The organism is Novosphingobium beihaiense (assembly GCF_022832375.1).
Lineage (GTDB): Bacteria > Pseudomonadota > Alphaproteobacteria > Sphingomonadales > Sphingomonadaceae > Novosphingobium > Novosphingobium beihaiensis.
In genome coordinates this window covers 1-22725 of the sequence record NZ_JALHLG010000007.1, presented here as the reverse complement: position 1 = coordinate 22725, position 22725 = coordinate 1, and the positions used below count along the sequence as shown (strand labels likewise).

The 22725-nt window shown below is 65.1% G+C and carries 25 protein-coding genes; 10 read left to right on the top strand and 15 right to left on the bottom strand.

Annotated elements, in window-relative coordinates; genetic code table 11:
• Positions 1 to 52: 52 nt before the first annotated feature.
• The 3 genes from MTR66_RS06930 to MTR66_RS06920 all read left to right on the top strand — a co-directional run bounded on the left by MTR66_RS06930 (position 53) and on the right by MTR66_RS06920 (position 2211).
• The gene (locus tag MTR66_RS06930) at positions 53 to 904 is read left to right on the top strand and encodes a GGDEF domain-containing protein (RefSeq protein WP_243919094.1); all 852 of its coding nucleotides are present in this window, start codon (positions 53 to 55) and stop codon (positions 902 to 904) included.
• A gap of 125 nt (positions 905 to 1029) precedes the next feature.
• Positions 1030 to 1428 (top strand): DUF983 domain-containing protein, encoded by a 399-nt coding sequence (locus MTR66_RS06925; RefSeq protein WP_243919091.1) that lies wholly within the window; start codon positions 1030 to 1032, stop codon positions 1426 to 1428.
• Between the two features lie 12 nt (positions 1429 to 1440).
• Positions 1441 to 2211 (top strand): HesA/MoeB/ThiF family protein, encoded by a 771-nt coding sequence (locus MTR66_RS06920; protein WP_243919089.1) that lies wholly within the window; start codon positions 1441 to 1443, stop codon positions 2209 to 2211.
• A 10-nt stretch (positions 2212 to 2221) separates the two neighbouring features.
• On the opposite strand, the gene MTR66_RS06915 is transcribed toward MTR66_RS06920, so the two are convergent.
• Entirely contained in the window at positions 2222 to 2941 is a 720-nt protein-coding gene (locus tag MTR66_RS06915; RefSeq protein WP_243919081.1) for an NAD-dependent deacylase, read from the bottom strand.
• 123 nt (positions 2942 to 3064) lie between these two features.
• On the opposite strand from MTR66_RS06915, the gene dapB reads away from it, so the two are divergent.
• From dapB to MTR66_RS06895, 4 genes are read left to right on the top strand one after another with little or no spacing between them, the layout of a single operon-like run.
• Positions 3065 to 3793: a 4-hydroxy-tetrahydrodipicolinate reductase gene (gene dapB / locus MTR66_RS06910; RefSeq protein WP_243919080.1), complete on the top strand. Its 729-nt coding sequence runs from the start codon at positions 3065 to 3067 to the stop codon at positions 3791 to 3793.
• Positions 3790 to 4311, top strand: coding sequence for a hypothetical protein (locus MTR66_RS06905; protein WP_243919078.1), 522 nt, complete (start codon positions 3790 to 3792; stop codon positions 4309 to 4311). The genes dapB and MTR66_RS06905 overlap by 4 nt, the downstream gene beginning before the upstream one ends.
• On the top strand, positions 4308 to 4967 hold the full coding sequence (gene nth / locus MTR66_RS06900; RefSeq protein ID WP_243919076.1) for an endonuclease III: 660 nt from the start codon (positions 4308 to 4310) through the stop codon (positions 4965 to 4967). The genes MTR66_RS06905 and nth overlap by 4 nt, the downstream gene beginning before the upstream one ends.
• A 12-nt stretch (positions 4968 to 4979) precedes the next feature.
• On the top strand, positions 4980 to 5372 hold the full coding sequence (locus MTR66_RS06895; RefSeq protein WP_243919074.1) for a hypothetical protein: 393 nt from the start codon (positions 4980 to 4982) through the stop codon (positions 5370 to 5372).
• Here the strand turns inward: MTR66_RS06895 and MTR66_RS06890 are convergent.
• The 3 genes from MTR66_RS06890 to dapE all read right to left on the bottom strand — a co-directional run bounded on the left by MTR66_RS06890 (position 5365) and on the right by dapE (position 9372).
• The gene (locus tag MTR66_RS06890) at positions 5365 to 6684 is read right to left on the bottom strand and encodes a dicarboxylate/amino acid:cation symporter (RefSeq protein WP_243919649.1); all 1320 of its coding nucleotides are present in this window, start codon (positions 6682 to 6684) and stop codon (positions 5365 to 5367) included. The genes MTR66_RS06895 and MTR66_RS06890 overlap by 8 nt on opposite strands.
• Positions 6685 to 6821: 137 nt before the next feature.
• Complete coding sequence (locus tag MTR66_RS06885; RefSeq protein WP_243919072.1) at positions 6822 to 8144, bottom strand: dicarboxylate/amino acid:cation symporter; 1323 nt, start codon at positions 8142 to 8144, stop codon at positions 6822 to 6824.
• A 67-nt stretch (positions 8145 to 8211) separates the two neighbouring features.
• A complete protein-coding gene (gene dapE / locus MTR66_RS06880; protein WP_243919069.1) occupies positions 8212 to 9372 on the bottom strand; it encodes a succinyl-diaminopimelate desuccinylase in 1161 nt (386 codons plus the stop codon).
• Between the two features lie 55 nt (positions 9373 to 9427).
• Between dapE and MTR66_RS06875 the strand changes: the two genes are divergently transcribed.
• On the top strand, positions 9428 to 9892 hold the full coding sequence (locus tag MTR66_RS06875; protein WP_243919067.1) for a cupin domain-containing protein: 465 nt from the start codon (positions 9428 to 9430) through the stop codon (positions 9890 to 9892).
• 40 nt (positions 9893 to 9932) lie between these two features.
• Here MTR66_RS06875 and MTR66_RS06870 read toward each other — a convergent pair whose 3' ends face one another.
• The 3 genes from MTR66_RS06870 to MTR66_RS06860 all read right to left on the bottom strand — a co-directional run bounded on the left by MTR66_RS06870 (position 9933) and on the right by MTR66_RS06860 (position 14367).
• Positions 9933 to 12713 carry a bifunctional diguanylate cyclase/phosphodiesterase gene (locus MTR66_RS06870; protein ID WP_243919065.1) on the bottom strand — a complete coding sequence of 927 codons (2781 nt, stop codon included), beginning with the start codon at positions 12711 to 12713 and terminating at the stop codon, positions 9933 to 9935.
• 143 nt (positions 12714 to 12856) lie between these two features.
• Entirely contained in the window at positions 12857 to 13699 is an 843-nt protein-coding gene (locus tag MTR66_RS06865; RefSeq protein ID WP_243919063.1) for a S1/P1 nuclease, read from the bottom strand.
• 2 nt (positions 13700 to 13701) lie between these two features.
• Positions 13702 to 14367, bottom strand: a complete 666-nt coding sequence (locus MTR66_RS06860) for a glutathione S-transferase family protein (protein WP_243919062.1) — start codon at positions 14365 to 14367, stop codon at positions 13702 to 13704.
• Positions 14368 to 14486: 119 nt separating this feature from the next.
• On the opposite strand from MTR66_RS06860, the gene MTR66_RS06855 reads away from it, so the two are divergent.
• A complete protein-coding gene (locus tag MTR66_RS06855) occupies positions 14487 to 14909 on the top strand; it encodes a DUF2141 domain-containing protein (protein WP_243919058.1) in 423 nt (140 codons plus the stop codon).
• A gap of 4 nt (positions 14910 to 14913) precedes the next feature.
• On the opposite strand, the gene MTR66_RS06850 is transcribed toward MTR66_RS06855, so the two are convergent.
• The 8 genes from MTR66_RS06850 to MTR66_RS06815 all read right to left on the bottom strand — a co-directional run bounded on the left by MTR66_RS06850 (position 14914) and on the right by MTR66_RS06815 (position 21496).
• Positions 14914 to 15915 (bottom strand): inorganic phosphate transporter, encoded by a 1002-nt coding sequence (locus tag MTR66_RS06850; RefSeq protein ID WP_243919057.1) that lies wholly within the window; start codon positions 15913 to 15915, stop codon positions 14914 to 14916.
• A 7-nt stretch (positions 15916 to 15922) separates the two neighbouring features.
• The gene (locus MTR66_RS06845; protein WP_243919647.1) at positions 15923 to 17047 is read right to left on the bottom strand and encodes a DUF47 family protein; all 1125 of its coding nucleotides are present in this window, start codon (positions 17045 to 17047) and stop codon (positions 15923 to 15925) included.
• 123 nt (positions 17048 to 17170) lie between these two features.
• Positions 17171 to 17827, bottom strand: a complete 657-nt coding sequence (gene yihA, locus MTR66_RS06840) for a ribosome biogenesis GTP-binding protein YihA/YsxC (RefSeq protein WP_243919056.1) — start codon at positions 17825 to 17827, stop codon at positions 17171 to 17173.
• A 1-nt stretch (position 17828) separates the two neighbouring features.
• On the bottom strand, positions 17829 to 19613 hold the full coding sequence (yidC, locus tag MTR66_RS06835; RefSeq protein WP_243919049.1) for a membrane protein insertase YidC: 1785 nt from the start codon (positions 19611 to 19613) through the stop codon (positions 17829 to 17831).
• An 84-nt stretch (positions 19614 to 19697) separates the two neighbouring features.
• Positions 19698 to 19943: a membrane protein insertion efficiency factor YidD gene (gene yidD / locus MTR66_RS06830; RefSeq protein ID WP_243919048.1), complete on the bottom strand. Its 246-nt coding sequence runs from the start codon at positions 19941 to 19943 to the stop codon at positions 19698 to 19700.
• An 11-nt stretch (positions 19944 to 19954) separates the two neighbouring features.
• Complete coding sequence (gene rnpA, locus MTR66_RS06825) at positions 19955 to 20338, bottom strand: ribonuclease P protein component (RefSeq protein WP_243919046.1); 384 nt, start codon at positions 20336 to 20338, stop codon at positions 19955 to 19957.
• 167 nt (positions 20339 to 20505) lie between these two features.
• The gene (rpmH, locus tag MTR66_RS06820; protein ID WP_039279517.1) at positions 20506 to 20640 is read right to left on the bottom strand and encodes a 50S ribosomal protein L34; all 135 of its coding nucleotides are present in this window, start codon (positions 20638 to 20640) and stop codon (positions 20506 to 20508) included.
• A 73-nt stretch (positions 20641 to 20713) separates the two neighbouring features.
• Positions 20714 to 21496: an alpha/beta hydrolase gene (locus MTR66_RS06815; RefSeq protein ID WP_243919044.1), complete on the bottom strand. Its 783-nt coding sequence runs from the start codon at positions 21494 to 21496 to the stop codon at positions 20714 to 20716.
• Positions 21497 to 21645: 149 nt separating this feature from the next.
• Between MTR66_RS06815 and MTR66_RS06810 the strand changes: the two genes are divergently transcribed.
• Positions 21646 to 22725 (top strand): YifB family Mg chelatase-like AAA ATPase (locus tag MTR66_RS06810; protein WP_243919042.1); only part of this gene is annotated, 1080 nt, incomplete at its 3' end.

Below are 22725 nucleotides of genomic sequence, written 5' to 3'. Positions count from 1 at the left end.
ATAGATTCGCGAACGAATCGCGGACTGACAGAACTGGAAGAGGCACCCCCCGATGCGCTTCTACAAAGCCACAGCTTTTCTGTTTCCAAACCACTACGAGAACAGGATTATCCTGATCTGCAGCGGTGCAGCGCTTATCCCGCTGGCAGCTTGCGTGGCCGTGCAGGCCGCAAGCGGGCAATGGGATTTCACCCTGCTCGCCATCGTATTGGCCGCCACTGTGACCGGCACTATCCTTGCAGCCGCAGCGATCCGCGCCTTGCTGGCGCCGCTCGCCGATGCCGCGGCCTTGCTGCAAGCGGTTCAGGCCGGGGAAACAGCCGGAGAGATTCCCGAAGGCGGCAACGATCTTGTCGGCCGGCTTTTGCGCGGTGTCGCGACCGCTGCCAACGAATCGGCCGCCCGCATCAAGCGGCTGACCGATGCCGCCGAACGAGATCCGCTCACCGGCATCGGCAACCGGCGCGGTTTCACCGACTCGGCCCGCGAAGTGCTGCTTGGCCAGCATACCGCCGTGCTGGCGCTGATCGCTGTCGATCACTTCGCCCTGATCCAGGAGCAGTTCGGAGAGGCCGCCGCGGACAAAGTGCTGAAAGCCATTGGCCGCCGCCTGGAAAGCCAGTTGCGCCGCACCGACCTGACCGCCCGCTGGGAGGGAGAGAAATTCGCCGTGCTGCTGCCCGATACCCTGCTCGACGAAGCCCGGCTGATCATGGAGCGCCTGCGCGCCTCGATGGCGCTGGACCAGAGCCTGGGCGAACAGGGCTGGCCCGTGACGTTCTCCTGCGGCCTGGCGCCCATCCGGAACTATGCCCAGTTCGACGAGGCCTGCAGCCGGGCCGGAGCCGCGCTCGGCGATGCCAGCAACGGCGGCCGCAACCGGATCCACGCTGCCGCCAATTGATATTCCCTCTATGCCCCCGGACCGGCCGGCGCTGCACCTTGTGCAGCCCGGCCGGTTTCGTTTCTGCCAGCCTCCCCGGCCTTTTCCGGCTTCACCGGCTGCCCTGCTTGCTGTAGGCCCGCGCCATGATTCCCGGCACTTTCGTTCAGGCCGCCATGCGCGGCATTCGCGGCAAATGCCCCCGTTGCGGCGAGGGCAGCCTGTTTCGCAAATGGCTGAAGCCGCGCGAACACTGCCCCGTCTGCACGCTGGATCTTATGCCGCAGCGCGCGGACGACTTTCCCGCCTATATCGCGATCCTCGTCACCGGCCACCTGATGGCGCCGCTGATCATCATGCTGTCGCTCGATTTCGAAATGGGTCCGCTGGCCATGGTCTCGATACTGGTGCCGCTGGCGCTGGTGATGATGCTGGGCATGCTCCAGCCCGCCAAGGGCGCGGTCATTGCCGCGCAGTGGTGGTTCGGGCTGCACGGTTTCGTCAAGGAACGCCTGCCCGACGACAACGCCTCGGGCCCAGCCTGAGGCCTCCCCGGCATGACGCTCTCCCCGGACCGTCTTGAGCGCTTCGCCCGCCATATCGTCCTGCCCGAAGTGGGTGGCACGGGTCAGGCAGCCCTGTCCGATTCGCACGTCGTGCTTGTCGGCTGCGGCGGGATTGGCAGTCCTGCCCTTCAATATCTCGCCGCAGCCGGCATAGGGCGGCTGACACTGGTGGATGATGACGTCATCGACGTCAGCAATCTCCAGCGCCAGACGATTTACACGCCGTCTGATGTCGGCAAGCCCAAGGCGGAAGTGGCGGCCGAGTGGGTGCGGCGTTTTGATTTTGGCCTCAAGGTCGATTCAGCCGCCGCGCGGGTGGGGGGTGACAACGCTGATCAAATCCTCTCCGGCGCGAGTCTGGTATTGGATGGTTGTGACAACTTCGCGACTCGCCTTGCAGTGTCAGATTCCTGTGTAAAACAGGAAATCCCGCTCACCAGCGCCGCGATCGGCCGGTTCCAGGGACAGGTTGCGAACTTCGCCGGACACTTGCCGGACCAGCCCTGTTACCGCTGTTTTGTAGGCGATGCCTTCGATGCGCAGGACTGCGACACATGCGCGGCCGACGGCGTGCTGGGCGCAATGGTGGGCGTGACCGGCACGTTCGCCGCGATGCATGCGATTCGCGTGCTGCTGGCGGGCCATGCCGCATTCGGCGATCCCCAATTCGGCACCCTGCACCTGATCGACGGCATGGCGCCCTCCATGCGCCCGCTGCGAATCGCCAAAGATCCGGCCTGCAAGGGATGCGGCGCGCATTGAGCGCACGCCATCAACGCGCCAGCATTTCCTCCACCCATGCGGGCACCACTACGGTCGCCGGGCCGTGGCGCGCCTCGTCGAACCACAAGCTGCCTTGCGAGGGTTCGAGATTGAGTTCCAGCGTCGCCGCGCCCAGATCGCGCGCATTGCGCACAAATCCGGCGGCGGGATAGACCGCGCCGGAGGTGCCGATCGAGACGAACAGGTCCGCCTCGCGCAGCGCGGCAAAGATTTCCTCCATGCGGTAGGGCATTTCCCCGAACCAGACGATGTCGGGCCTCAGCGCCGCCTCCCCGCAGGACGGACAGGCCGGACGGTCGAGCAGCGGCCCGGCCCAGGGCGAGCGGACATCGCAGGCCGTGCACCAGGCATTGAGGTGCTCGCCGTGCATGTGGATGAGGTCCGCCGCTGTCACGCCCAGCGCCGCCGCCGCGCGGTCGTGCAGATCGTCGACGTTCTGCGTCACCAGCGTAACCCGTCCCGGCCACTGCGCCTGCAGTTTCGCCAGCGCCAGATGCGCGGCGTTGGGCTGCCTCGTCTGGATCGCCTCACGCCGCATGTCGTAGAAACGCAGCACCAGATCGCGATCGCGGGCGAAAGCTTCGGGCGTAGCGACATCCTCTACCCGGTGCTGTTCCCACACCCCCCCCGAATCGCGGAAGGTATCGATCCCGCTCTCCGCCGAAACGCCCGCCCCGGTGAGGATCACGATATTGCGGATTGCAGCCAAGTCTGTGCCCTTTTCTTCAGCCTGAACTTGTTTCGCAGGCCATAGTGCGCCATTCGCTGGCGGGATTTTGGGGTATGATGGACGCCGGAACAAGTTCGGCATGACGCCCGCCGGAGAAGACAAGTGAGCACGATCGGAATCATCGGCAGCGCAGGACGCATGGGCCAGGCCATTGCCAAGGCGCTGGCCGACGCGGGCGAGGATCTTGCGGGCGGCGTGGACCAGGACGGCGATGTGGCGGCCGTGGCCGCGAAAGCCGATGTGCTGATCGACTTTTCCAGTCCCACAGCGCTCGAAGCCAATCTCGATGCGGCGATGGCGGCGGGCGTGCCGATCGTCATCGGAACCACCGGGCTGGAAGAGCGTCACCACTGGCTGATCGATAGTGCCGCGCAGACGATACCGGTGCTGCAGACCGGCAACACCTCGCTCGGCGTAACGCTGCTGGCCCATCTGGTGCGCGAGGCGGCGAGCCGTCTGGGCGAGGACTGGGATATCGAGATTGTCGAGACGCACCACCGCATGAAAGTCGATGCCCCCAGCGGCACCGCGCTGCTGCTGGGCGAAGCGGCGGCGGATGGGCGCGGCGTCGGGCTGGCCGACAGCGCGGTGCGCGGTCGCGACGGCATCACCGGCCAGCGCGAGGCAGGCACGATCGGTTTCGCCGCCTTGCGCGGCGGCACCGTGGCGGGCGATCACACCGTCCACTTCCTGGCGGACAACGAACGGCTCGCCCTCTCGCACATGGCCGAGAACCGGAGCATCTTCGCCAAAGGCGCGGTCCGCGCGGCGCAGTGGCTGCAGGGGCAGAAGCCGGGTCGCTACACCATGCCCGAAGTTCTGGGCCTGTGACCGCGCATCCCGCGCTTCAAGCCTGCCGCTGGCGCGAGCCAGGTGGTGCGGCAGCGGCCGAGCGCATCCTGGCCTTCCTTGAAGGCATCGGTATTGCCGTGGAGCCGGTGGCCCCGTGCGAAGCCATCGTGCTGCCGGGGCTGGGTGTCTGCGGCACAACGGTGCGCATCGATCCCGAAGAGGCGATCTGGCCGGGCGATCTCCTGCATGAAGCCGGACACATTGCCGTCGCCGAACCTGCCCGCCGCGCCACAATGACGGAAGTTGGTGATGACGCAGGCGAGGAAATGGCCGCGATCGCCTGGTCCGCCGCTGCCGCAAAAGCGTGCGATGTCGAGCTCGACGTCGTGTTTCATTCCGGTGGCTATCGCGGCGGCAGCGAATCGCTGAGCACCGCCTTTGCCACGGACAATGGCCCCGGCATTCCCTTGCTCACCTGGTACGGCATGACGCGGAGCGGGCGCATGGGCCCTGAGGACGCACCGGTCTATCCTGAAATGGGTCGGTGGTTGCGGTGAAGAAGGACCAGATCTTCGAATTCTTCCGCCGTCTTGCCGAACTCAATCCCGCGCCCGAGACGGAGCTGGAATTCGGCAACACCTATCAGTTGCTCGTCGCCGTGGTGCTTTCCGCGCAGGCGACCGACGTGGGAGTCAACAAGGCGACCCGGGCGCTGTTTCGCGACATAAAAACGCCGCAGCAAATGGTGGAGCTGGGCGAAGAGGGCCTGAAGCAGCACATCAAGACCATCGGCCTGTTCAATTCCAAGGCGAAGAACGTCATCGCCCTCTCACAGATCCTCGTCGAGCGGTACGGCGGCGAAGTGCCGGAAGACCGCGACGCGCTGGTCGAACTGCCGGGCGTGGGCCGCAAGACCGCCAATGTGGTGATGAACTGCGCCTTCGGGGCCGAGACTTTTGCGGTGGACACGCATATCTTCCGCGTCGGCAACCGCACCGGCCTCGCCAAGGGCAAGACGCCGCTGGCGGTGGAAAAGCAGCTTGAAAAGAAAGTGCCCGGGCCCTTTCGCGTGGGCGCGCATCACTGGCTGATCCTGCACGGGCGCTATATCTGCAAGGCGCGCACTCCCGAATGCTGGCGCTGCCCGGTCGTTGACTTGTGTGGCTACAAGCCCAAAGTCATGGAAAAGGGAGCCGGCAAGAAGGCTTCCTGAACGGAGGGTTTCATGAAAGCCGCATTCCTGCCCGCCCTTTTCCTCACCCCGCTGGCGCTGAGCGCCTGCTCCAAGGACTCGCCGCGCGATCTGCCTCCGCCCAGCCCTGCCGCCGAAGCGCTCGGCCCGGCGCGCGATTGCCTGCCGCTCACGCAATTCACCTCCACCCGCATCCGCGACGACCGGACCATCGATTTCTTCGGCGCGGGCCGCAAAGTCTGGCGCGTGACCCTGCCCAACCGCTGCGGTGGGCTGAAGGCGGCGGATACGTTCACGTACGAAACCTCGCTCTCGCAGCTGTGCCGCAACGACATCATCTATCCGCTGCGTCAGTACGGCAGCAGTTTCGATCGGGGCGCGGGCTGCGGCATGGGCCCGTTCGTACCGGTGAAGCTGGTCAGGTAGGCACGGGCTCCGAAGCCCCGGCATCGCCGCCGCCGATCGCGGAAATCACCGTCGCGCAGACCAGATCGCCCACGACATTGAGCGTGGTGCGGCACATGTCGAGGAAGCGGTCCACGCCGATGATGAGGCCGATCCCCTCGGGCGGCACGCCCACGCCGCCCAGGATCAGCGCGATCACCGGCAGCGATCCCGCCGGCACCCCCGCCGTGCCGATCCCCGCGAGGATACAGACCACCATCACGAACAACTGCTGCTGAAGCGTAAGATCGACGCCGAAGAACTGCGCGAGGAACAGCACCGTCACGCCTTCGAACATGGCCGTGCCGTTCTGGTTAGCCGTGGCCCCGATGGTGAGCACGAAACGGGCGATGCGCGGGGGCAGGTGCAGGTCCTCGTCCGCCACGCGCAGCGCGGTGGGCAGCGTGGCGTTGGAGCTGGAGGTGGAGAACGCCATGACCGCCGCCTCGCGCGTCTCGCGGAAGAAGGCGAGCGGGCTCTTCTTCGCCAGAAACGCCAGCAGCAGCGGAAACACACCGAACATCTGCAGGCCCAGCGCCAGCAGCACCACGCCGACATAGGCCGCCAGCTTGATCAGAAGATCCCACCCGAACTGGGCGGCGAGATTGAACATGAAACAGAAGATCGCATAGGGCGCCAGCCGGATGACGAGGCCGATCAGCGTCATCGAGACTTCGAACAGCCCCTCGATCGCATCCTTGAGCACCAGCGCGCGCGGCGTGCGCACCAGCAGCAGCCCGATCCCGAAGAACAGCGCGAAGAACATCACCGCCAGAATGTCGTTGTCGCTCATGGCGGAGACGATGTTGGACGGGATCAGCCCCAGCACCGCATCGACGCCGGTCTTGGCCTGTGCCGAGGCTTTGACGATGGCCCCCGCGTTTTCCGCGCCCTGCGCCAGCAGTTCCTGGGCGGCCTGCCGGTCCACCCCCGCGCCCGGCCGGATCGTATCGACCACCAGCAGGCTGAGTGCCACCGCGATTCCGGAGACAACAAACGTATAGACAAGCGTCGCCACGCCCACTTTGCGCAAGGCGCGCAGCTCGCCCATTTCGGCAATGCCCACCACCAGCGCGGAAAACAGCAGCGGGATCACCAGCATGAACAGCAGCCGCAGGAACAGCTGCCCGGCAGGCACGGTTCCATAGGCCATGATCGCAGCGATCCAGTGGCTTTCGGGCGCGAACGTATAGGCCAGAAGGCCGAGCACCAGTCCGCTCAGGAACCCGGCGAGAATGCGCCATTGCAGGCGGTTGTGCCCGGCATGCTCCGAAGCGCTGGTATCCTCAACCATGTCTGTCATGCGCGCGCTCCCAAGCTGGTGGCCCCCCGCGTATGCGCGCATGGTCGCAATCGCGGGGGCCCTTGTCCAGTCGGGAGGCTATCGCATGGCTTGCCGGAGGGGCCGGGAGCCCGGCCTTGCCGGGCGGTTCAGGTGGTTTCGTACTGCTCCGGATCGACATTGAGCCCCGCCCGCCCGTGCGAGGACGTGTGCGATGGCGCGTGCGGCGGTTCGGCATCGTCGTCCAGCAGCGGTTGCAACATGCCTTCGCTGCGGGTGATGACCGAGGTCGCCACCGCATTGCCGATGACATTGGTGGCCGAACGGCCCATGTCGAGAAAAGTATCGATGCCCAGCAGCAGCGCAATGCCTTCCACCGGCAGGCCGAACTGGCTGAGTGTCGCCGCGATCACCACCAGGCTGGCGCGCGGCACGCCCGCAATGCCCTTGGAACTGACCATCAGCGTTAGCAGCATCAGGATCTGCGTGCCGATCGGCACGTGGATGCCATAGGCCTGCGCCACGAAAATCGTCGCGAAGCTCATGTACATCATCGAACCGTCGAGATTGAACGAATAGCCCAGCGGCAGGATGAAGCCCGAAACGCGGCGCGGCACGCCGAACCGGTCGAGCTGCTCGAACAGCTTGGGCAGCCCCGCCTCGGACGACGCGGTGGAGAAGGTGAGCAGCAGCGGCTCGCGGATATAGCGGATCAACGTGAAGATGCGCCCGCGCAGGAATATCGCGCCAAAGGAAAGCAGCAGCGTCCAGAGCAGCAGCAGGCCGAAGTAGAACTCGCTCACCAGCACGCCATAGGTCACGACGATGCCGAGCCCCTTGGTGGCGATCACGCTGGCCAGCGCACCGAACACCGCCGCCGGGGCAAAGCGCATCACATAATCGGTGATCTGCAGCATGAGGTGGGACAGCGCCTCGCTGGCCTTGACCACTGGCGCGCCCTTCTCTCCGATCGCGGTGAGCGCCACACCCACGAAAAGCGAGAAGACCAGAATCTGCAGGATGTTGTTTTCCGCCATCGCATCGAACGCGCTGGTGGGGAAGATTTCCAGCACGAAGTGGCGGAACGAAAGCTCGCCCGTGGCCAGATCGCCCAGATCCCCCGCACTTTCCAGCCCCACGCCCACCCCGGGGCGGAACAGGTTGACCAGCAGCAGCCCCAGCATCAGCGAAACGAGGCTGGCGGAAACGAACCAGCCGATCGCCTTGCCGCCGATGCGCCCGAGCGCGGCGCTGTCCCCCATGCCGGCAATGCCGGTGACGATGGTCGCGAAGACCAATGGGGCAATGATCATCTTGATCAGTTTCAGGAAAACGTCGGGCAGCAGCTTGAGATAGTCGGCCCAGACTTGCAGCGCCGGATCGCCCGCCGTGTGCGTGATATTGAGCACCCAGCCTACCAGAATACCGAGAACCATGCCGGCAATAATGAAGAACGTCAGCCGCTTGGCCATGCAACCCCCGCAAGAAAATCGAAAGGAACCGTAACACCCGAACCTGTCGGGTCAATGTCACGGGGTGTCAGGAATTTACGCTGGGCGCTGCCAGCGCCGCGGCAATGACCCGCTGGTAGATTCGGGTCAGCGTATCCAGATCGGCGATTGCCACGGCCTCGTCCCGCTTGTGCATCGTTGCGTTGCACAGGCCGAATTCGATCACCGGGCACAAGTCCTTGAGGAAGCGCGCGTCCGACGTTCCGCCGCTGGTGGACAGTTCCGGCTCGACGCCGGTTTCGGCCCGGATCGCATCCGCCAACAGCGTAGAGAATGCCCCCGGCTGCGTAAGGAATGCCTCTCCGGACACGATCGGGCGGGCCGTGCCCCCGTGCTTTTCGGCAATCGCCGCGACCCGCTCGCCCAGTTCCGCGCCGGTGTGCAGATCATTGAACCGGATCGAAATGCGGGCGGCGGCCTGGGCAGGAATCACATTGTGCGCGGGGTTGCCCACAGTCAGATCGGTGATCTCAAGATTGCTGGCCTGAAACCAGTCGGTGCCGTCATCGAGCGCCAGATCGTTAAGCTCGGCCAGCATGGTGATCAGCTTCGTCACCGGATTATCCGCCAGATGCGGATAGGCGACATGGCCCTGCGTGCCATCGACATCGAGGAAGATGTTCACCGAACCGCGGCGGCCGATCTTCATCATGTCGCCCAGCCGGTTGACCGAAGTCGGTTCGCCGACAAGGCACATGTCCGGAATTTCGCCGCGTTCGCGCATCAGCTCGATCAGCGCCACCGTGCCATGGCGCGCCGGACCTTCCTCGTCCCCGGTGATAATGAAGCTGATCGTGCCGGTGTCCACCGGGATCTCGCGCACGGCGGCAACCATCGCCGCGATCGAGCCCTTCATGTCAACCGCGCCGCGTCCATACAGCAGTTCGCCGCGCCGTTCGGGCAGGAACGGCGCCGTCGTCCACCCCTCCCCCGGCGGCACGACATCAAGGTGTCCCGCAAAGGCAAAATGCCGCGATCCTTGCGGACCGCGCCGCACCGCGAAGAGATTCTCCACCGGACCGTCCGGCGCATCGCCCGCGGCGAAGCGCGTGACATCGAAACCCAGCGGCGCGAGCTGTTCTTCCAGGCAATCGAACACCATGCCGGTGGCGGGCGTAACGCTGGGGCAGGCGATCAGGGCTTCGGCAAGGTCTATGACACTTGCAGCTAGAGGCGCGGTCTGGGACATAACGCCCGCTCATCGCATAAGCCTGCAGCGATAGCTATAGGGAGGAACCGCCAGCATGCCCAAGCTCGATATCGACGCCATCCCCCCTTCCAACGCAACAGGCTATCCCCCGCCCTTCGACGAGGCGGTTTCCGGCCGCTGGTGGCGGCGCCTGGCCCCGGCGGGCGGGCTGACCGAAATGGGCGCGAGCCATGTGGTGCTCAAGCCCGGCGCCTGGTCCAGCCAGCGCCACTGGCACGACGACGAGGACGAACTGCTGATCATGCTGGCAGGAGAGGCCGTGCTGGTGGAAAACGATGGCCGCACCGTGCTGAAACCCGGCGATGTCTGCGCCTGGCCGAAGGGCGCCCCCAACGGGCACCACCTGATCAACGAAAGCAGCGCGGACTGCACTTTCATCGCAATCAGCGCAGGCAATCGCAACGGCACCGGCGCCTATCCGGACATCGACATGAAGTTCACCAGCGAGGGATACTTCCACAAGGACGGCACGCCCTACCCCACCAAACGGATTCGCTAGGCTCAGGCCCTGGCGAGAGGATCACACCGGAAACGGACGGCTATTGGAAGGAAGCCCGGTATGCGATCATGCTGGGCGCTTCTCCGGGCTTGCCGAAGTAATAGCCCTGCGCCTCGTCGCATCCCTCTCTGACCAGCAGCGCCAGCTGGCTTTCCGTCTCGACGCCTTCCGCCAGCACGGGGATGCCCAGGCTCTTGCCCAGCGCCAGCACCGCGCGGACGATCGTGCCTGCCTGTTCGCTTTGCTCCGCGCGCAGCAGGAACGACTTGTCGATCTTGATCTTGTCGAAGGGGAACGAGTGCAGCGTATCGAGCGACGAATACCCGGTGCCGAAATCGTCCATCGCCACACTGACGCCCGATGCCTTGATGCGGCGCAGGCTGTGCAGCGCGCGCGCCTTGTCGGCGATGATGGCGGTTTCGGTGATTTCCAGCTCCAGGCGCCGGGGGGACAGGCCGGTTTCCAGCAGGATATTCGTCACCCGCTCGGGCAGATCGGGTTTGAGCAACTGCACGGGTGAGAGGTTCACGGCAATCTTGCCGTCCCACTTCCACCGCACGGCTTCGGCGCAGGCAGCGCGCAGCACCCATTCGCCGATGCGCATGATCTCCCCCGTCTGCTCCGCGATCGGGATGAACTCGGCGGGCGAAATCAACCCGAAGCGGGGGTGATGCCAGCGCAGCAGCGCTTCATAGCCGCTGACTTTATTGGTCTTGAGCGAGCGTTGCGGCTGGTAGAGGATACGCAGCTCATCGCGAGCAAGGGCATGGCGCAGATCGTTTGCAAGCTGGCGCCTGTGGCGGGCGCGTTCATCCATGCCCGGCTCATAATAGCAGATATTCTCGCTGAGGCTTTCCTTGGCCCGCTTCATCGCCAGGTCCGCATTGTTCAGCAAAGCTTCGCGCTCGGAAGCGTCGGCGGGGTAGATCGCGATGCCCAGGCTTGCCCCGATCCCGCCCTCGTCCTCTTCCGCGTCCCGCTTGGCGAAACAGGCGTTTATGCGGGTGACGAAATCCACAAGCTCGGCATGGGCCGTAAACGGCTTGGCCACGGCGAACTCGTCGCCTCCCAGCCGCGCGACGATCTCGTCGTCATGCGCCGTTCCCAGCAAGGCATCGGCGACGCCCTGCAGCACCGCGTCCCCTTCGCTGTGGCCGCGGCTGTCGTTGATCTCGTTGAACCGGTCCAGATCGATCGCGACCAGCGCCAGCTGCTGGCCGCGCTGCTCCACCTGCCCGATTTCCCGGTCAAGCCAGCGGTTGAAGCTGGTGCGGTTGTTCAGCCCGGTCAGCCCGTCGTGCAAGGCCATGTGGGCGATCTGCTGTTCCGACCGGCGGCGCTCCGAGATGTCCTCGAAAGTGATCACCCATCGCCCATCGGGAAGCGCGCGGGCCGTAGTCGCAACGACAAAGCCGCCGTTGAATTCGGAAACGTAAGGCGCGCGATTGGGATCGGCCAGCGCCAGCTGCAACTGCACCCGCACATTGTCGAGACGCTCCTGCGGGACTTTCGCGCCGGTCTTTTTCTCCACCACCGTTTCCACGACCTGCATGAACGGCGTTCCGGGCGGAACACTGTCCTCCGTCACGTCCCACATTTCCAGGAAGCGGCGATTGTACAGCACCAGGCGGTCGTTCGAATCATAAAGGCACAAGGCATGGTGCATGTGCTCCAGCGCCGCATCGAGGTTTCCGCTGGTCACGCGGATCCGGTCCTGGTCCCGTTTACACTGGGTCATGTCCCGCGTGATCTTGGCAAAGCCCAGATGGCGCCCGGAATCGTCCTCGATCCGCTCGATCGTCTCATCGGCCCAGAAGCGCGAACCGTCCTTGCGCACGCGCCAGCCTGCATGATCGCACTTGCCTGCGTCTTGCGCGATGGCCAGCAACTTGCCGGAGAGCCCGGCCTCCCGGTCTTCCTGCGTGTGAAATGCGTCCAGCGTCATGCCCACGGCTTCCCCGCAGGTATAGCCCTTGAGCCGCTGCGCTCCGGCGTTCCAGTTCGCGATCCGCCCCTCGCGATCGAGCATGTAGATGGCGCAGTCCGACACGCCTTTGATCAGAAATCCGAATTCCCGCTCGCTCGCGGCCGTCGCCGCCCTGCGGCGCGAGATTTCCCAGATGGCGTAGCACAAGGCCAGAAGCGCCACCGACACCGCGCCGGACACCGCCAGATCCGGCTGGGACAAGAGCATTTCCTCCGGGGGCGTCACCTCTACGGCAGGAAACTGCATCGCCACCATGCCCAGGAAATGTCCGCCCACAACCGCACAGGCCATGATCACGGATGCCAGAGCGCCCGACAGCCAGGTCTTGCCATGCTCCGCCAGAGACAGCGCCGGATAGAGAGGAACGGTCAGGACGACCAGCGAAAGCAGCAAGGTAAGAAGATGCCAGCGAACCGGCCCGGCAACCTCAAGCGCCGCCGCACCGGTGTAGTGCATGACCGCCAGACCGGCCGCAGCGATGGCACTGGCGCAAAGCATGCGATACCGGGCGCGGCTGGTCCTGACGATCCAGAATGCTCCCGCCATGGCAGCCAGAACGGCCAGCAGCGAGCCGGTGGTCATGACCATCCCGTGGCCGGAAACGGAGCTGCGATGGAAACCGGCAAGTGCAATGAAATGGGCAATCCAGATGCCGAATCCGGTTACCAGACCGCCCGCCACGGCCCGGATGCGGGCCGCACGCGCCTGCTGCGGCCCCGCCTGCCGAATTGTCAGCACTGCAAGCTTCGCCGACAGCAGGCTTACCCCCACTGCCAGAAGCACCAGACGCAGGTCATGTTCCTCGCGGATACACAACAGAAATTCGAGCACCATCAAGACTCCGGTCGAAGTCTGGAGATGATGTCACAAGGAGCTTAAAATTCGTTGATCGCGGGCCTAGAGCGGCCGCGTCCCCGCTTGTTAAGACGGTGCAAGCCTGGCTGCACCGTCACTGCTGCCGCATCCGCCCGGCAAATTCAGCCCAGCGCCTTGTCCAGCATCTTCGCCAGCCGCAGCCCTGCACGCTCGATTCGCTCATCGACGATGGGGATCGCCTTTTCGATCGCTTCGTTGGTCCACACTACGTGTTCGGCCTCAGTGCGGTTGCACGGCAGCTTGCCGAACGCAGCGGGGTAGATGAAATCGCGCGAGACCTGCCAGCTTTCCCTGGCCCAATCGGTGACCGTGCCCGTGGCCAGGCGCGCCTTTTCCGCCGCGCTGTACCGGCGCACCAGCGGCGGATTGGCTGAGGATATGGCGCGTTCGGCCTCCGGCCCGTCCCAGATCCAGTGCAGATTGAGGCCAGTCGCCATGCCATAGTCCGCCTTCACCCGGTTGCCGCCCAGATCGTGGTTCTCACCCACATGCAGCGGCTGATGCAGATCGCCCACGAAGTGCGTGAGGAACATCAACGCTTCCAGCCGCTGTTCGGCAGGCAGCCGCCGGTCCGCGAGCAAGTGCGCGTTGCGGCTCACCTGCGCGCTGACGCAATTGCCGTAAGAGCAGTTCGCCTTGATGTTGAACGGCTCGCACACCGAAATGTTCTGGTAGTGCCAGGGGAAGGTATAGGCCCAGCGCGCGCCGTCACGCCGCACGCAATCAGGCCAGACCGAGGCATCCTCCAAGCTCTTCACCGGGCATTCGGGCGTGACCAGCTCCGGCGCAGCGTGCAGCAGCCCGCGGATCTGCGCGCGCGTGGCGGGCTTCACGTTTTCCAGCGCGATCGCGGCGACCGTGCGGTGGCCGTAGGCGCCCCAGGCAAGAGCAGGCGAAGCTGCCAATGAAGCCAGCGCGGCGATCAGGAGAAGCAGGGCACGCATCGTCAGGCCACCGGCATTTCGTATTGTTCGATCACCCATTCCTCGGCCTCGGCCGCCGCGATCCATTGCTGCATCCATTCGTGTTCCCACATGGCCTGCATATAGGCCTGCGCGAAGCCGGGAACGGCAATGCCATAAGTCAGGAACCGGCTGACGATAGGCGCATAGATCACATCGGCCGCGCCGAACGTCCCGAACAGGTAAGGCCCGCCCTTGCCGAACCGCGCGCGCGCCTCCGCCCAAAGCGTGAGGATGCGCACGATATCGGCCCGCACGTCCTCCTCGATCTGCGCGCCCTGCACTTTCGCGCGGACATTCATCGGGCAAGACCGGCGCAGCGGCAGATAGCTGGAGTGCATTTCCGCCACCATCGAACGGGCCATGGCCCGGGCATCGTCCGCCTTGGGCCAGAACCTGTCGCGGCCCACTTTGTCGGCCAGATATTCAATGATCGCCAGACTGTCCCACACGACGGCGTCGCCATCCCACAGCACCGGCACTTTGCCGTGGCTGGGGGCCAGATCGTCCGAAGACTGCTTGATATGCGCCCAGTCCTCTCCGAACAGGGGCACAGTCAATTCCTTGAAATGCAGGCCAGACTGCTTGCAGGCCAGCCAGCCGCGCAGCGACCAGCTTGAATAGTTCTTGTTACCGATGATGAGCTTCACGGGGCGGGGCTTCCCTTTGGCTTGAGCGGCAGGGACTAGTCTCTGCAGCGGGGCCTGTCGAGGCAGAAGCCGTATTTACCGCGATGGACTTATGATCTCCGTTGGATCATAACTGCGGCATGCGCAGACTCATGGCTCTCCTTGCCGGTTCGCTTCTTCCGGGCGCCGCTCCCGCCGGGGCGCCGGTGGAAGTGGCGGTTTCGGGAATCGAGACCGCAAGCGGGAAGGTTCATGTCGATATCTGCCCGCCTGCCCAATTCACCCGCAAGGACTGCCCGTGGTCCGCCGATACCGCGGCCCGCGCCGGTACGACTGTCGTGACCGTGCGCGGCGTGCCGCCCGGCCGTTATGCCGCGCAGGCCTATTGGGACGCCAATGGCAACGGCAAGGCGGACCGGAACTTCATTGGCATGCCGCTGGAACGCGTGGGCTTTTCCAACGATGTGCGCGTAAAAATGTCGCGCCCCAAATTCGCCGCGGCCGCATTCGATCACGGCACGGCCCCCACGCGGATCGCCTTTGCCGTTCACAAGATCCCCTGAAGGGTCAGAACAGCCGCGTCAGCTCATAGAACAGCGCCCCCACCGCTGCGCTCGCCGGGATCGTGATGACCCAGGCAACGATCACCCGGCTCGCCACCGACCAGCGCACAGCACTGGCGCGCCGGGCCGCGCCGGTGCCGACGACCGAACCGGTAATGACGTGGGTGGTCGAAACCGGAATGCCCATCGCGCTGGCCCCGAAGACCACCATCGAACCGGCTCCGGACGCGCAGAAACCGGAATGATGGTTAAGCTTGGTCAGCTTGGAGCCCATCGTCTTGATGATCTTCCACCCGCCTGAAAGCGTGCCCAGCGCCATCGCCGTATAGCAGGACAGCACCACCCATTCGGGCACGTGGAACCCTCCGGAAAGATGCCCGGTCGAATAGAGCAGCACGGCAATGATGCCCATCGTCTTCTGCGCGTCATTGCCGCCGTGGCTGATCGAATAAGCGGCGCTGGACAGCAAGTGCAGCCCCTTGAACGAGCGATTGGCGGAACGCGACGAAAAGCCCCGGAAACCCCAGCTTGTGGCCAGCATCAGCGCCATGGCGATCGCGAACCCGATCACCGGAGAAGCGACGATGGCCACCACCGTCTTGGTCGTGCCCGAGCTTTCGACCACCGCGAAACCGCCATGCGCCATGCCCGCGCCCAGCAGCCCGCCGATCAGCGCATGGCTGGAACTGGAAGGAATGCCTTTCAACCAGGTGACGACGTTCCAGAACATCGCCCCGACCAGCGCCCCGAAAACCACCGCAGGCGTCACCGCGTCCTTGTCGATGATGCCCTTGCCCACCGTCTCGGCGACGTGCAAGCCCACGAACCAGTAGGCAGCGAAGTTGCCCGCGGCGGCGAACAGCACCGCCATGACCGGCGAGAGCAGCCGCGTCGCCACCACCGTGGCAATGGCATTGGCGGCATCGTGGAGGCCGTTCAGGAAATCGAACGCCAGCCCCATCATGACAAGGCCGATCAGGAGCGGCAGAGCAAGACTGTGATCCATGGCAGGCTCAGGCGTGATCGATCACGAGGCCGTCGATCTCGTTCGCCAGATCCTCGAAGCGGTCGACCACGCGCTCCAGCCGCTTGAACATCTCCTGGCGCACGATGAAGTGCAGCGGATCCTTGCCGGAACTGGCCTTGAATATGCGCTTCAGGCCCTGCGCGTGAATCTCGTCCGCATGGCCTTCCATGCGCACCAGCCGCTCGGTCAGCTCGTGCAGGCGGTGGCCGTTGTCCGCGATCTTGCGCAGCAGCGGCATGGCCTCCGCCGTCAGGCGCGCGGCATCGACAATGATTGCGGCCATGTCGCGCATTTCCGGCTCGAACTCGCTGACGTCGTAAAGATCGACGGCGCCCGCAGTCTGCTGCATTTCGTCGATGGCATCGTCCATCGTGGTGATCAGGCTGGTGATCGCCGAACGGTCGAACGGGGTCAGGAAACTGCGGCGCACCGCATGGAGCACGTCGCGGGTGATATCGTCGGCGTCGTGCTCGCGCTCTTCGATTTCGCGGATGTGCTGCCCCCGGGCCGAACCGCCCTGCGCCAGCCGCGCCAGCGCATCGGCCCCGGCCACCAGCGTTGCCGCCTGTTTTTCGAACAAGTCGAAGAAATGGCTCTGCTGCGGCAGCAGCTTCTGGAACCACGCGAACATCGTATTAACCCCTGTTTTGTCGGCCACGGCCCCGATCAGGCGGGCAGGACTGGCGGCGGCACGAAACTCGCGCGCACCGAAGGAACGGATAAGCGCCCGCAAGTCTTCCTCGTCGACCGCCTCGGCCGCCTCGGCCAGCGAGAACCAGCGGCGCTCGCGCTGGTGCTGCTCGTCCCAGGTATCGAGCTCCTCGGTGACGGAGAACGGAAACACATCGACGTCGGCCCACACAAAGGCCCCGGAATTGCGCTTCTTGCGATAGCGGTAGGAGCCGAGCGGCACCGGGCAGGCCGCGCCCAGCACGCCCGCTTCCTCCTCCGCTTCCACGGCGGCGGCGGCATGCGGCGGCAGGCCTTTCATCAGCCCGCCCTTGGGCACGACCCAGCGCCGCGTCTCGCGCGAGGTGATCAGCAGGATCTGGATCGGCGCATCCACCTCCGGCCCGGTGGTGCGATAAGGAAGAACGGCAATCTGGCGCATCGGCAAGATATCCTCCTTCCCCCCGGCGCATGAAAGCGCGAGCCCATAATGGGCCGCGAGCCGTCACACAATCGTCATATTCACGAAAACCGGCAGTTTTCCGGAGAAACCTTCCGCTTCCCGTCAAAGTTCCGCGTCACCCAGCACGGCGGCGCGCAGCGCTTCTATACCCATGCCTTTTTCCGAACTTGTGACATGCACGTCCGGATAGGCCGCCGGATGCTTGCGCGCCTCGGCCACAGTGGCCGCGTGCACCTTTTCCAGCTCGCTGGCCTTGATCTTGTCCGCCTTGGTAAGGACGATGCGATAGCCCACCGCGGCCTCGTCCAGCATCTTCATCATTTCGGCATCGACCGGCTTCACGCCGTGACGGCTGTCCACCAGCAGCAGCGTGCGCTTGAGCACGACCCGGCCGCGCAGGAAGTCCCGCACCAGCCGCCGCCATGTCTCGACCACCGCAGGCGGCGCCTTGGCGAAGCCGTAGCCCGGCATGTCGACCAGACGGAACTGCAGCGGATCGCCCACGTCGAAGAAGTTCAGTTCCTGCGTGCGCCCCGGCGTCACCGAGGTGCGGGCAATCGCCTTGCGGCCCGTCAGCGCATTGAGCAGCGAGGACTTGCCGACGTTGGACCGCCCGCAAAAGGCCACTTCGGGCACTTCCGGATCGGGCAGGAACTTGAGCGCGGGCGCACTCTTCAGGAACGCGACCGGTCCTGAAAAGAGCTTGCGCGCACGCTCGGCCAGTTCGCCGGCGGCCAGATCCTCGGGTGTCTTGTCCACGTCAGGCCTTGCTCTTCTCTCGCTCGCTGGCGCGCTGCTTGTCCTGCGCATCCTTGTCCGCCTGTGCCTTGAGCTGCGGATGGCGGCTGTAGAGGTACTTCTGCTGCGCGATCGTGAGCAGGTTCGAGGTGATCCAGTAGATCAGCAGGCCCGAGGCGAACGGCGCCATCACGAACATCATGAACCACGGCATCAGCGAGAAAATCTGCTGCTGCGTCGGGTCCATCTGTGCCGGGTTGAGCTTGAACTGGAAGTACATCGTCACGCCCAGCAGCAGCGCCAGCACGCCGATCCCCAGGAAGCCCGGCGGATCGAACGGCAGCAGGCCGAACAGGTTGAGGATGTGCAGCGGATCGGGCGCGGACAAGTCCTTGATCCACAGCACGAAGGGCTGGTGGCGCATCTCGATCGCCAGGATCAGGGTCTTGTAGAGCGCGAAGAACACCGGGATCTGGAGGAACATCGGCAGGCAGCCCGCAAGCGGGTTCACGCCTTCCTTCTTGTAGAGCTCCATCACCTCTTTCTGCTGGCGTTCCTTGTCGTCCTTGTAACGCTCCTGGATCGCCTTCATCTTCGGCTGGATCGCCCGCATCGCCGCCATGCTGGCAAAGCCGCGCTGGGCGATCGGGAACATCATGCCGCGCACGATCGCCGTCAGCAGGATGATCGCGACACCGAAGTTCCCGACCAGGCTGAACAGTTTGGTGAGCAGCCAGAAGATCGGCTTTTCGAACCAGCGGAACCAACCCCAGTCGATGGCGAGACCGAAGTTGGTGATGCCCTGCTTTTCATAGGCATCGAGCACGGTGTGCTCCTTCGCCCCGGCGAACAGCTTGGTTTCCTGCGTGAGAACCTTGCCCGGCTGCACCACCGACGGACCATAAACCACATCGGCCCGGAAAATGTGATCGCCCAGCGAACGGAACGTGCCTTCCGCCTTGGCCTTCACCGGGATCAGCGTCGACATCCAGTAGATATCGGTGAAGCCGATCCAGTCGGTATTGCCGGCTTCCTTGACAGTCCGAGCGTCAGAGACCGTGCTGTAGTTGGTACCGAAATTCACCGAACCGTCGAACGCGCCGATCGGCCCCGAATGCACGTTCCAGGTATCGAGGCTGGCGGTCTCGTCCGTGCGGTTCACAAGGCCGAAAGGCTGCACCGAAACCGGCGCATTGCCCTTGTTGGCCACGCTCTGGTCGGCGGTGATCATGTAGTTGTCATCGATCTTGAACGTGATCGAATAGACCTGCCCCTTGCCGTTGTCCCAGGTGAGCGTCACCGGAGTCGACGGCGTCAGCTTAGCCCCTGCAGGCACGCTCCAGACCGTCTGCGCCCGGGGCGTAACTCCGGCATCGCCGGTCCAGCCGAACTGCGCGAACTGCTGCGCGGGCGTGCCGGCGGGCGAATAGATGCGCACCGGCCCCGAATCCTTCTTCACCGTCTCGCGGTGGCGATTGAGCACCAGATCGTCGATCAGCGCGCCGGTGAGGTTGATCGAGCCCGACAGGCCCGGCGCCGCAACCGGCACGCGGCCGCCGTGAGTCAGCGCGGCTTTCAGATCCTGCTTTTCCAGCGCCACGTCGGCCGCATCGCGCAAGCCTCCCTCGCGGGTAGGCTTGATCTTGCTGGCATCAGCAGGCTTCGTGCTCTTACTGGCGTCCGCCGTCTGTTCGGCCTGTACCGGCGCCTTGGCCTGCGGATAGAAATAGCCGATTCCGGCTTCCCATCCGAAAAGGACAAGCGCGGTCAGAACGACCGCCAGGATGATGTTACGCTGATTATCCACGAAGGCGCTTCCTGTCGTATTCCCGTCAGCAGCGGCGCCGCAAGCCGCCCGCTTCTCGTCAATCGTTCTACCGGGGCGTTCTATTCAATCCGGAACCGGATCATGGCCGTGCCCGCCCCAAGGCTGGCAGCGCAATAGACGCCATATCGCCAGGCATCCACCCTTAATCGCACCATGCTTGCGCACGGCCTCAATCGCATATTGCGAGCACGACGGACTGTAGCGGCAAGTCGGCGGCATCAGCCGGGACGGCCCGAGCTGCCACGCCCGGGCAATGCCGATCAACAGCAGCCCCGGCAGCGAGACGACAAAGGCCAGCGCCCTCTTCATGCCCCCGCCTGTCACCGGCGCCCCTTTCGCGGCGCGCCCTTGCGCCGGGCCGGATCGCCCTTGCCCGCCCGCGCACGGCCCAAAGCCGCCACCAGTTCCTCGCGCAGCAGCGCGAAATCGCGCTCGATCCCGTTCTCGCGCCCGATCAGCACATGGTCGGTATCGGGCAGGCCATGCTCCGGCAGCAGTTCGCGCAGCAGCGCGCGAAAGCGGCGCTTCATGCGGTTGCGCACCACGGCATTGCCGATCTTCTTGGTCACGGTGATCCCTGCCCGCTGCCCTTGCCCGCCATTGGCGTTGGCCAGCAGGACGAATCCCGCACGCGCGACTCGCAGGCCGCGATTGGCAGCCAGAAAGTCGGACCGGCGGGTCATCGTCTGATAGGCAGCGGTCATGGGTGAGCGTTTACAGCCAATGCGGCAGCGATGGAACCGGAACCACCGATTCGCACCAAGCAAAACGGCACCAGCCCACGCCCCTGTCCATCACCGCAAGGGCCGGACGGGGGCGTGGGCTGGTGCCGAACGGCAAGGGCGAACGCCCTTGCCTGCTGCCAGGCAGATTACGCCGAGAGCTTCTTGCGGCCGCGGGCACGGCGAGCGCGAAGCACCTTGCGGCCACCGGCGGTCGCCGTGCGGGCGCGGAAGCCGTGACGGCGGGCGCGGACAAGGCGGCTAGGCTGGAAAGTGCGCTTCATGTCAGTCCTCGAAATTCCAAATCGGTCCCGAAGGACCCGAACAAAAAGGGCCGCCCGCGCGGCGGACAGCCGATTACAGACGCGGGCCGTTACTGGAGCTGTAGGAGAGAGTCAAGGACGAGACGTGCTGATGCGCCAAGTTTACGGCCTGGTTTTCCGGCACGGCGCGGTCCAGTTTGACCCACAGCCCCATCGTTCCCGTGCCAAACCACTTGGCCGATTCGAACGGCACCGAATTGGTCATGGCATAGAAAGCCTCCGCCTCGATCGGGCTCATGCCCATCTGCGCGTAGTAATCAAGGTAGCGGCGATTCTCGGGGGCATTGGCGGAATAGTCGTCCGGCTCCAGCCCGGCGTCGTCCTTCCACGAATGCACGGCGAACTCTGCGCCGGGATCGGCATAGCGGCGCGCGCCCGCCAGAAACAGCTCCACCCCGCCCGAACGCACCGAACCGCCGTTCGGAACGTACGTGGCGATGCCCCGCTCCCGAATCATCCGGCCCAGCCGCAAGTTCGCAAGGTCATCCTCGGTGCCCGGGCATTCCACCATCTCAATCTCGGCAATGCCCGGATGATCGCGCAGCATCGCCGCGAACTGGCCCGGGCTGCGCGGGCCAGTGACATCCACCAGCGCCGCCCGCCCTTCATCGAGCACGCGAAACGGGCCGTAGTGGACCGCCCCCGCCGGAACCGGCGTTGCAGGAGCCGTGCTCCAGCGGACAGGAAGACTGCGCTCGCCACCGTTGACGAAAAGGTCGGCATCCACTTCGACGGCCTCGTAGGCGATGGTCTGCGCCGACAGGGGGGACGCGGCAGCCAGACTGAACAGCCCGAGGAGTACAGGGGACGAGCGCATGCGCGAAGGGTGCGCCCGCGCGCCTTACCCAAATCATGCCCGATCTGGTTAAAACGTTGTAAGGGATAAATTATCGATCCCCGCGTCCGGACAAATCGGATAGTAAAACCCGATCGTTAATTAACACCTTAGAGAAATGGGGGCTTTTCGTGGTCGCGCTGGTTTCGACCGTGGCCTATCTCGGTCTGGAAGCGCGTGCCGTCGAAGTCCAGTGCCAGATCGCGCCCGGCCTCCCCGCCTTCACATTGGTCGGCCTGCCTGACAAGGCAGTGAGCGAGAGCCGCCAGCGGGTTTCCGCCGCGCTTACCGCCATGGGGCTGGCGCTGCCGCCCAAGCGGATCACGGTCAATCTCTCCCCGGCGGACCTGCCCAAGGACGGCTCGCATTATGACCTTCCGGTAGCCCTTGCCCTGCTCAGTGCCATGGGCGTGGTCGATGCCGAGCAAATGGCGGACTTCGTCGCCGTGGGCGAACTGGCGCTGGACGGACGAATCATCCCCTCGCCCGGCGTGCTGCTTGCCGCGCTCCATGCCAGCGAGAGGGACAAGGGCCTGATCTGCCCGGCCGCGCAAGGCAGCGAGGCCAGCTGGGCCAGTAACGGCAAGGGCGGCGTGCCGGTGGTGGCCGCGCCCAACCTGATCAGTCTGCTCAACCATCTCAAAGGCACGCAAGTCCTGCCCCCGCCCAAGCCGGGCCGCGCCGACCCTCCCGAGCGCGGGCCCGATCTGAAGCAGGTTAAGGGGCAGGAAACCGCCCGGCGCGCGCTGGAAATCGCGGCGGCGGGTGCGCACAATCTGGTGATGATCGGGCCGCCGGGCGCGGGCAAGTCGCTGCTCGCCGCGTGCCTGCCCGGCATCCTGCCCGAACTCACCCCGGCCGAGGCACTGGAAGTCTCCATGGTATCCTCGGTGGCGGGCACATTGGAAGACGGCCGCATCAGCCGCGCCCGCCCCTACCGTTCACCCCACCACTCCGCCTCGATCGCCGCCCTGACCGGCGGCGGGCTGAAAGTGCGCCCCGGCGAAGTCTCGATGGCGCATCTGGGCGTGCTGTTCCTCGACGAACTGCCCGAGTTCCAGCGCCAGGTCCTCGATTCGCTGCGCCAGCCGCTGGAGACGGGCGAAGTCACCGTCGCGCGCGCCAATGCCCACGTCACCTACCCGGCGCGGGTGCAGCTCATCGCCGCGATGAACCCGTGCCGCTGCGGCCATCTGGGCGATCCGGCACTC

What these genes read in the sequence shown, in the direction of transcription:
- MTR66_RS06930 (WP_243919094.1), top strand. Translation starts at nt 53, where the DNA reads ATGCGCTTCTACAAAGCCACAGCTTTTCTGTTTCCAAACCACTACGAG.
- MTR66_RS06925 (WP_243919091.1), top strand. Translation starts at nt 1,030, where the DNA reads ATGATTCCCGGCACTTTCGTTCAGGCCGCCATGCGCGGCATTCGCGGC.
- MTR66_RS06920 (WP_243919089.1), top strand. Translation starts at nt 1,441, where the DNA reads ATGACGCTCTCCCCGGACCGTCTTGAGCGCTTCGCCCGCCATATCGTC.
- MTR66_RS06895 (WP_243919074.1), top strand. Translation starts at nt 4,980, where the DNA reads ATGAAAGCCGCATTCCTGCCCGCCCTTTTCCTCACCCCGCTGGCGCTG.
- MTR66_RS06890 (WP_243919649.1), bottom strand. Translation starts at nt 6,684, where the DNA reads ATGGTTGAGGATACCAGCGCTTCGGAGCATGCCGGGCACAACCGCCTG.
- MTR66_RS06885 (WP_243919072.1), bottom strand. Translation starts at nt 8,144, where the DNA reads ATGGCCAAGCGGCTGACGTTCTTCATTATTGCCGGCATGGTTCTCGGT.
- dapE (WP_243919069.1), bottom strand. Translation starts at nt 9,372, where the DNA reads ATGTCCCAGACCGCGCCTCTAGCTGCAAGTGTCATAGACCTTGCCGAA.
- MTR66_RS06875 (WP_243919067.1), top strand. Translation starts at nt 9,428, where the DNA reads ATGCCCAAGCTCGATATCGACGCCATCCCCCCTTCCAACGCAACAGGC.
- MTR66_RS06870 (WP_243919065.1), bottom strand. Translation starts at nt 12,713, where the DNA reads ATGGTGCTCGAATTTCTGTTGTGTATCCGCGAGGAACATGACCTGCGT.
- MTR66_RS06865 (WP_243919063.1), bottom strand. Translation starts at nt 13,699, where the DNA reads ATGCGTGCCCTGCTTCTCCTGATCGCCGCGCTGGCTTCATTGGCAGCT.
- MTR66_RS06855 (WP_243919058.1), top strand. Translation starts at nt 14,487, where the DNA reads ATGCGCAGACTCATGGCTCTCCTTGCCGGTTCGCTTCTTCCGGGCGCC.
- MTR66_RS06850 (WP_243919057.1), bottom strand. Translation starts at nt 15,915, where the DNA reads ATGGATCACAGTCTTGCTCTGCCGCTCCTGATCGGCCTTGTCATGATG.
- MTR66_RS06845 (WP_243919647.1), bottom strand. Translation starts at nt 17,047, where the DNA reads ATGCGCCAGATTGCCGTTCTTCCTTATCGCACCACCGGGCCGGAGGTG.
- yidD (WP_243919048.1), bottom strand. Translation starts at nt 19,943, where the DNA reads ATGAAGAGGGCGCTGGCCTTTGTCGTCTCGCTGCCGGGGCTGCTGTTG.
- rnpA (WP_243919046.1), bottom strand. Translation starts at nt 20,338, where the DNA reads ATGACCGCTGCCTATCAGACGATGACCCGCCGGTCCGACTTTCTGGCT.
- rpmH (WP_039279517.1), bottom strand. Translation starts at nt 20,640, where the DNA reads ATGAAGCGCACTTTCCAGCCTAGCCGCCTTGTCCGCGCCCGCCGTCAC.
- MTR66_RS06815 (WP_243919044.1), bottom strand. Translation starts at nt 21,496, where the DNA reads ATGCGCTCGTCCCCTGTACTCCTCGGGCTGTTCAGTCTGGCTGCCGCG.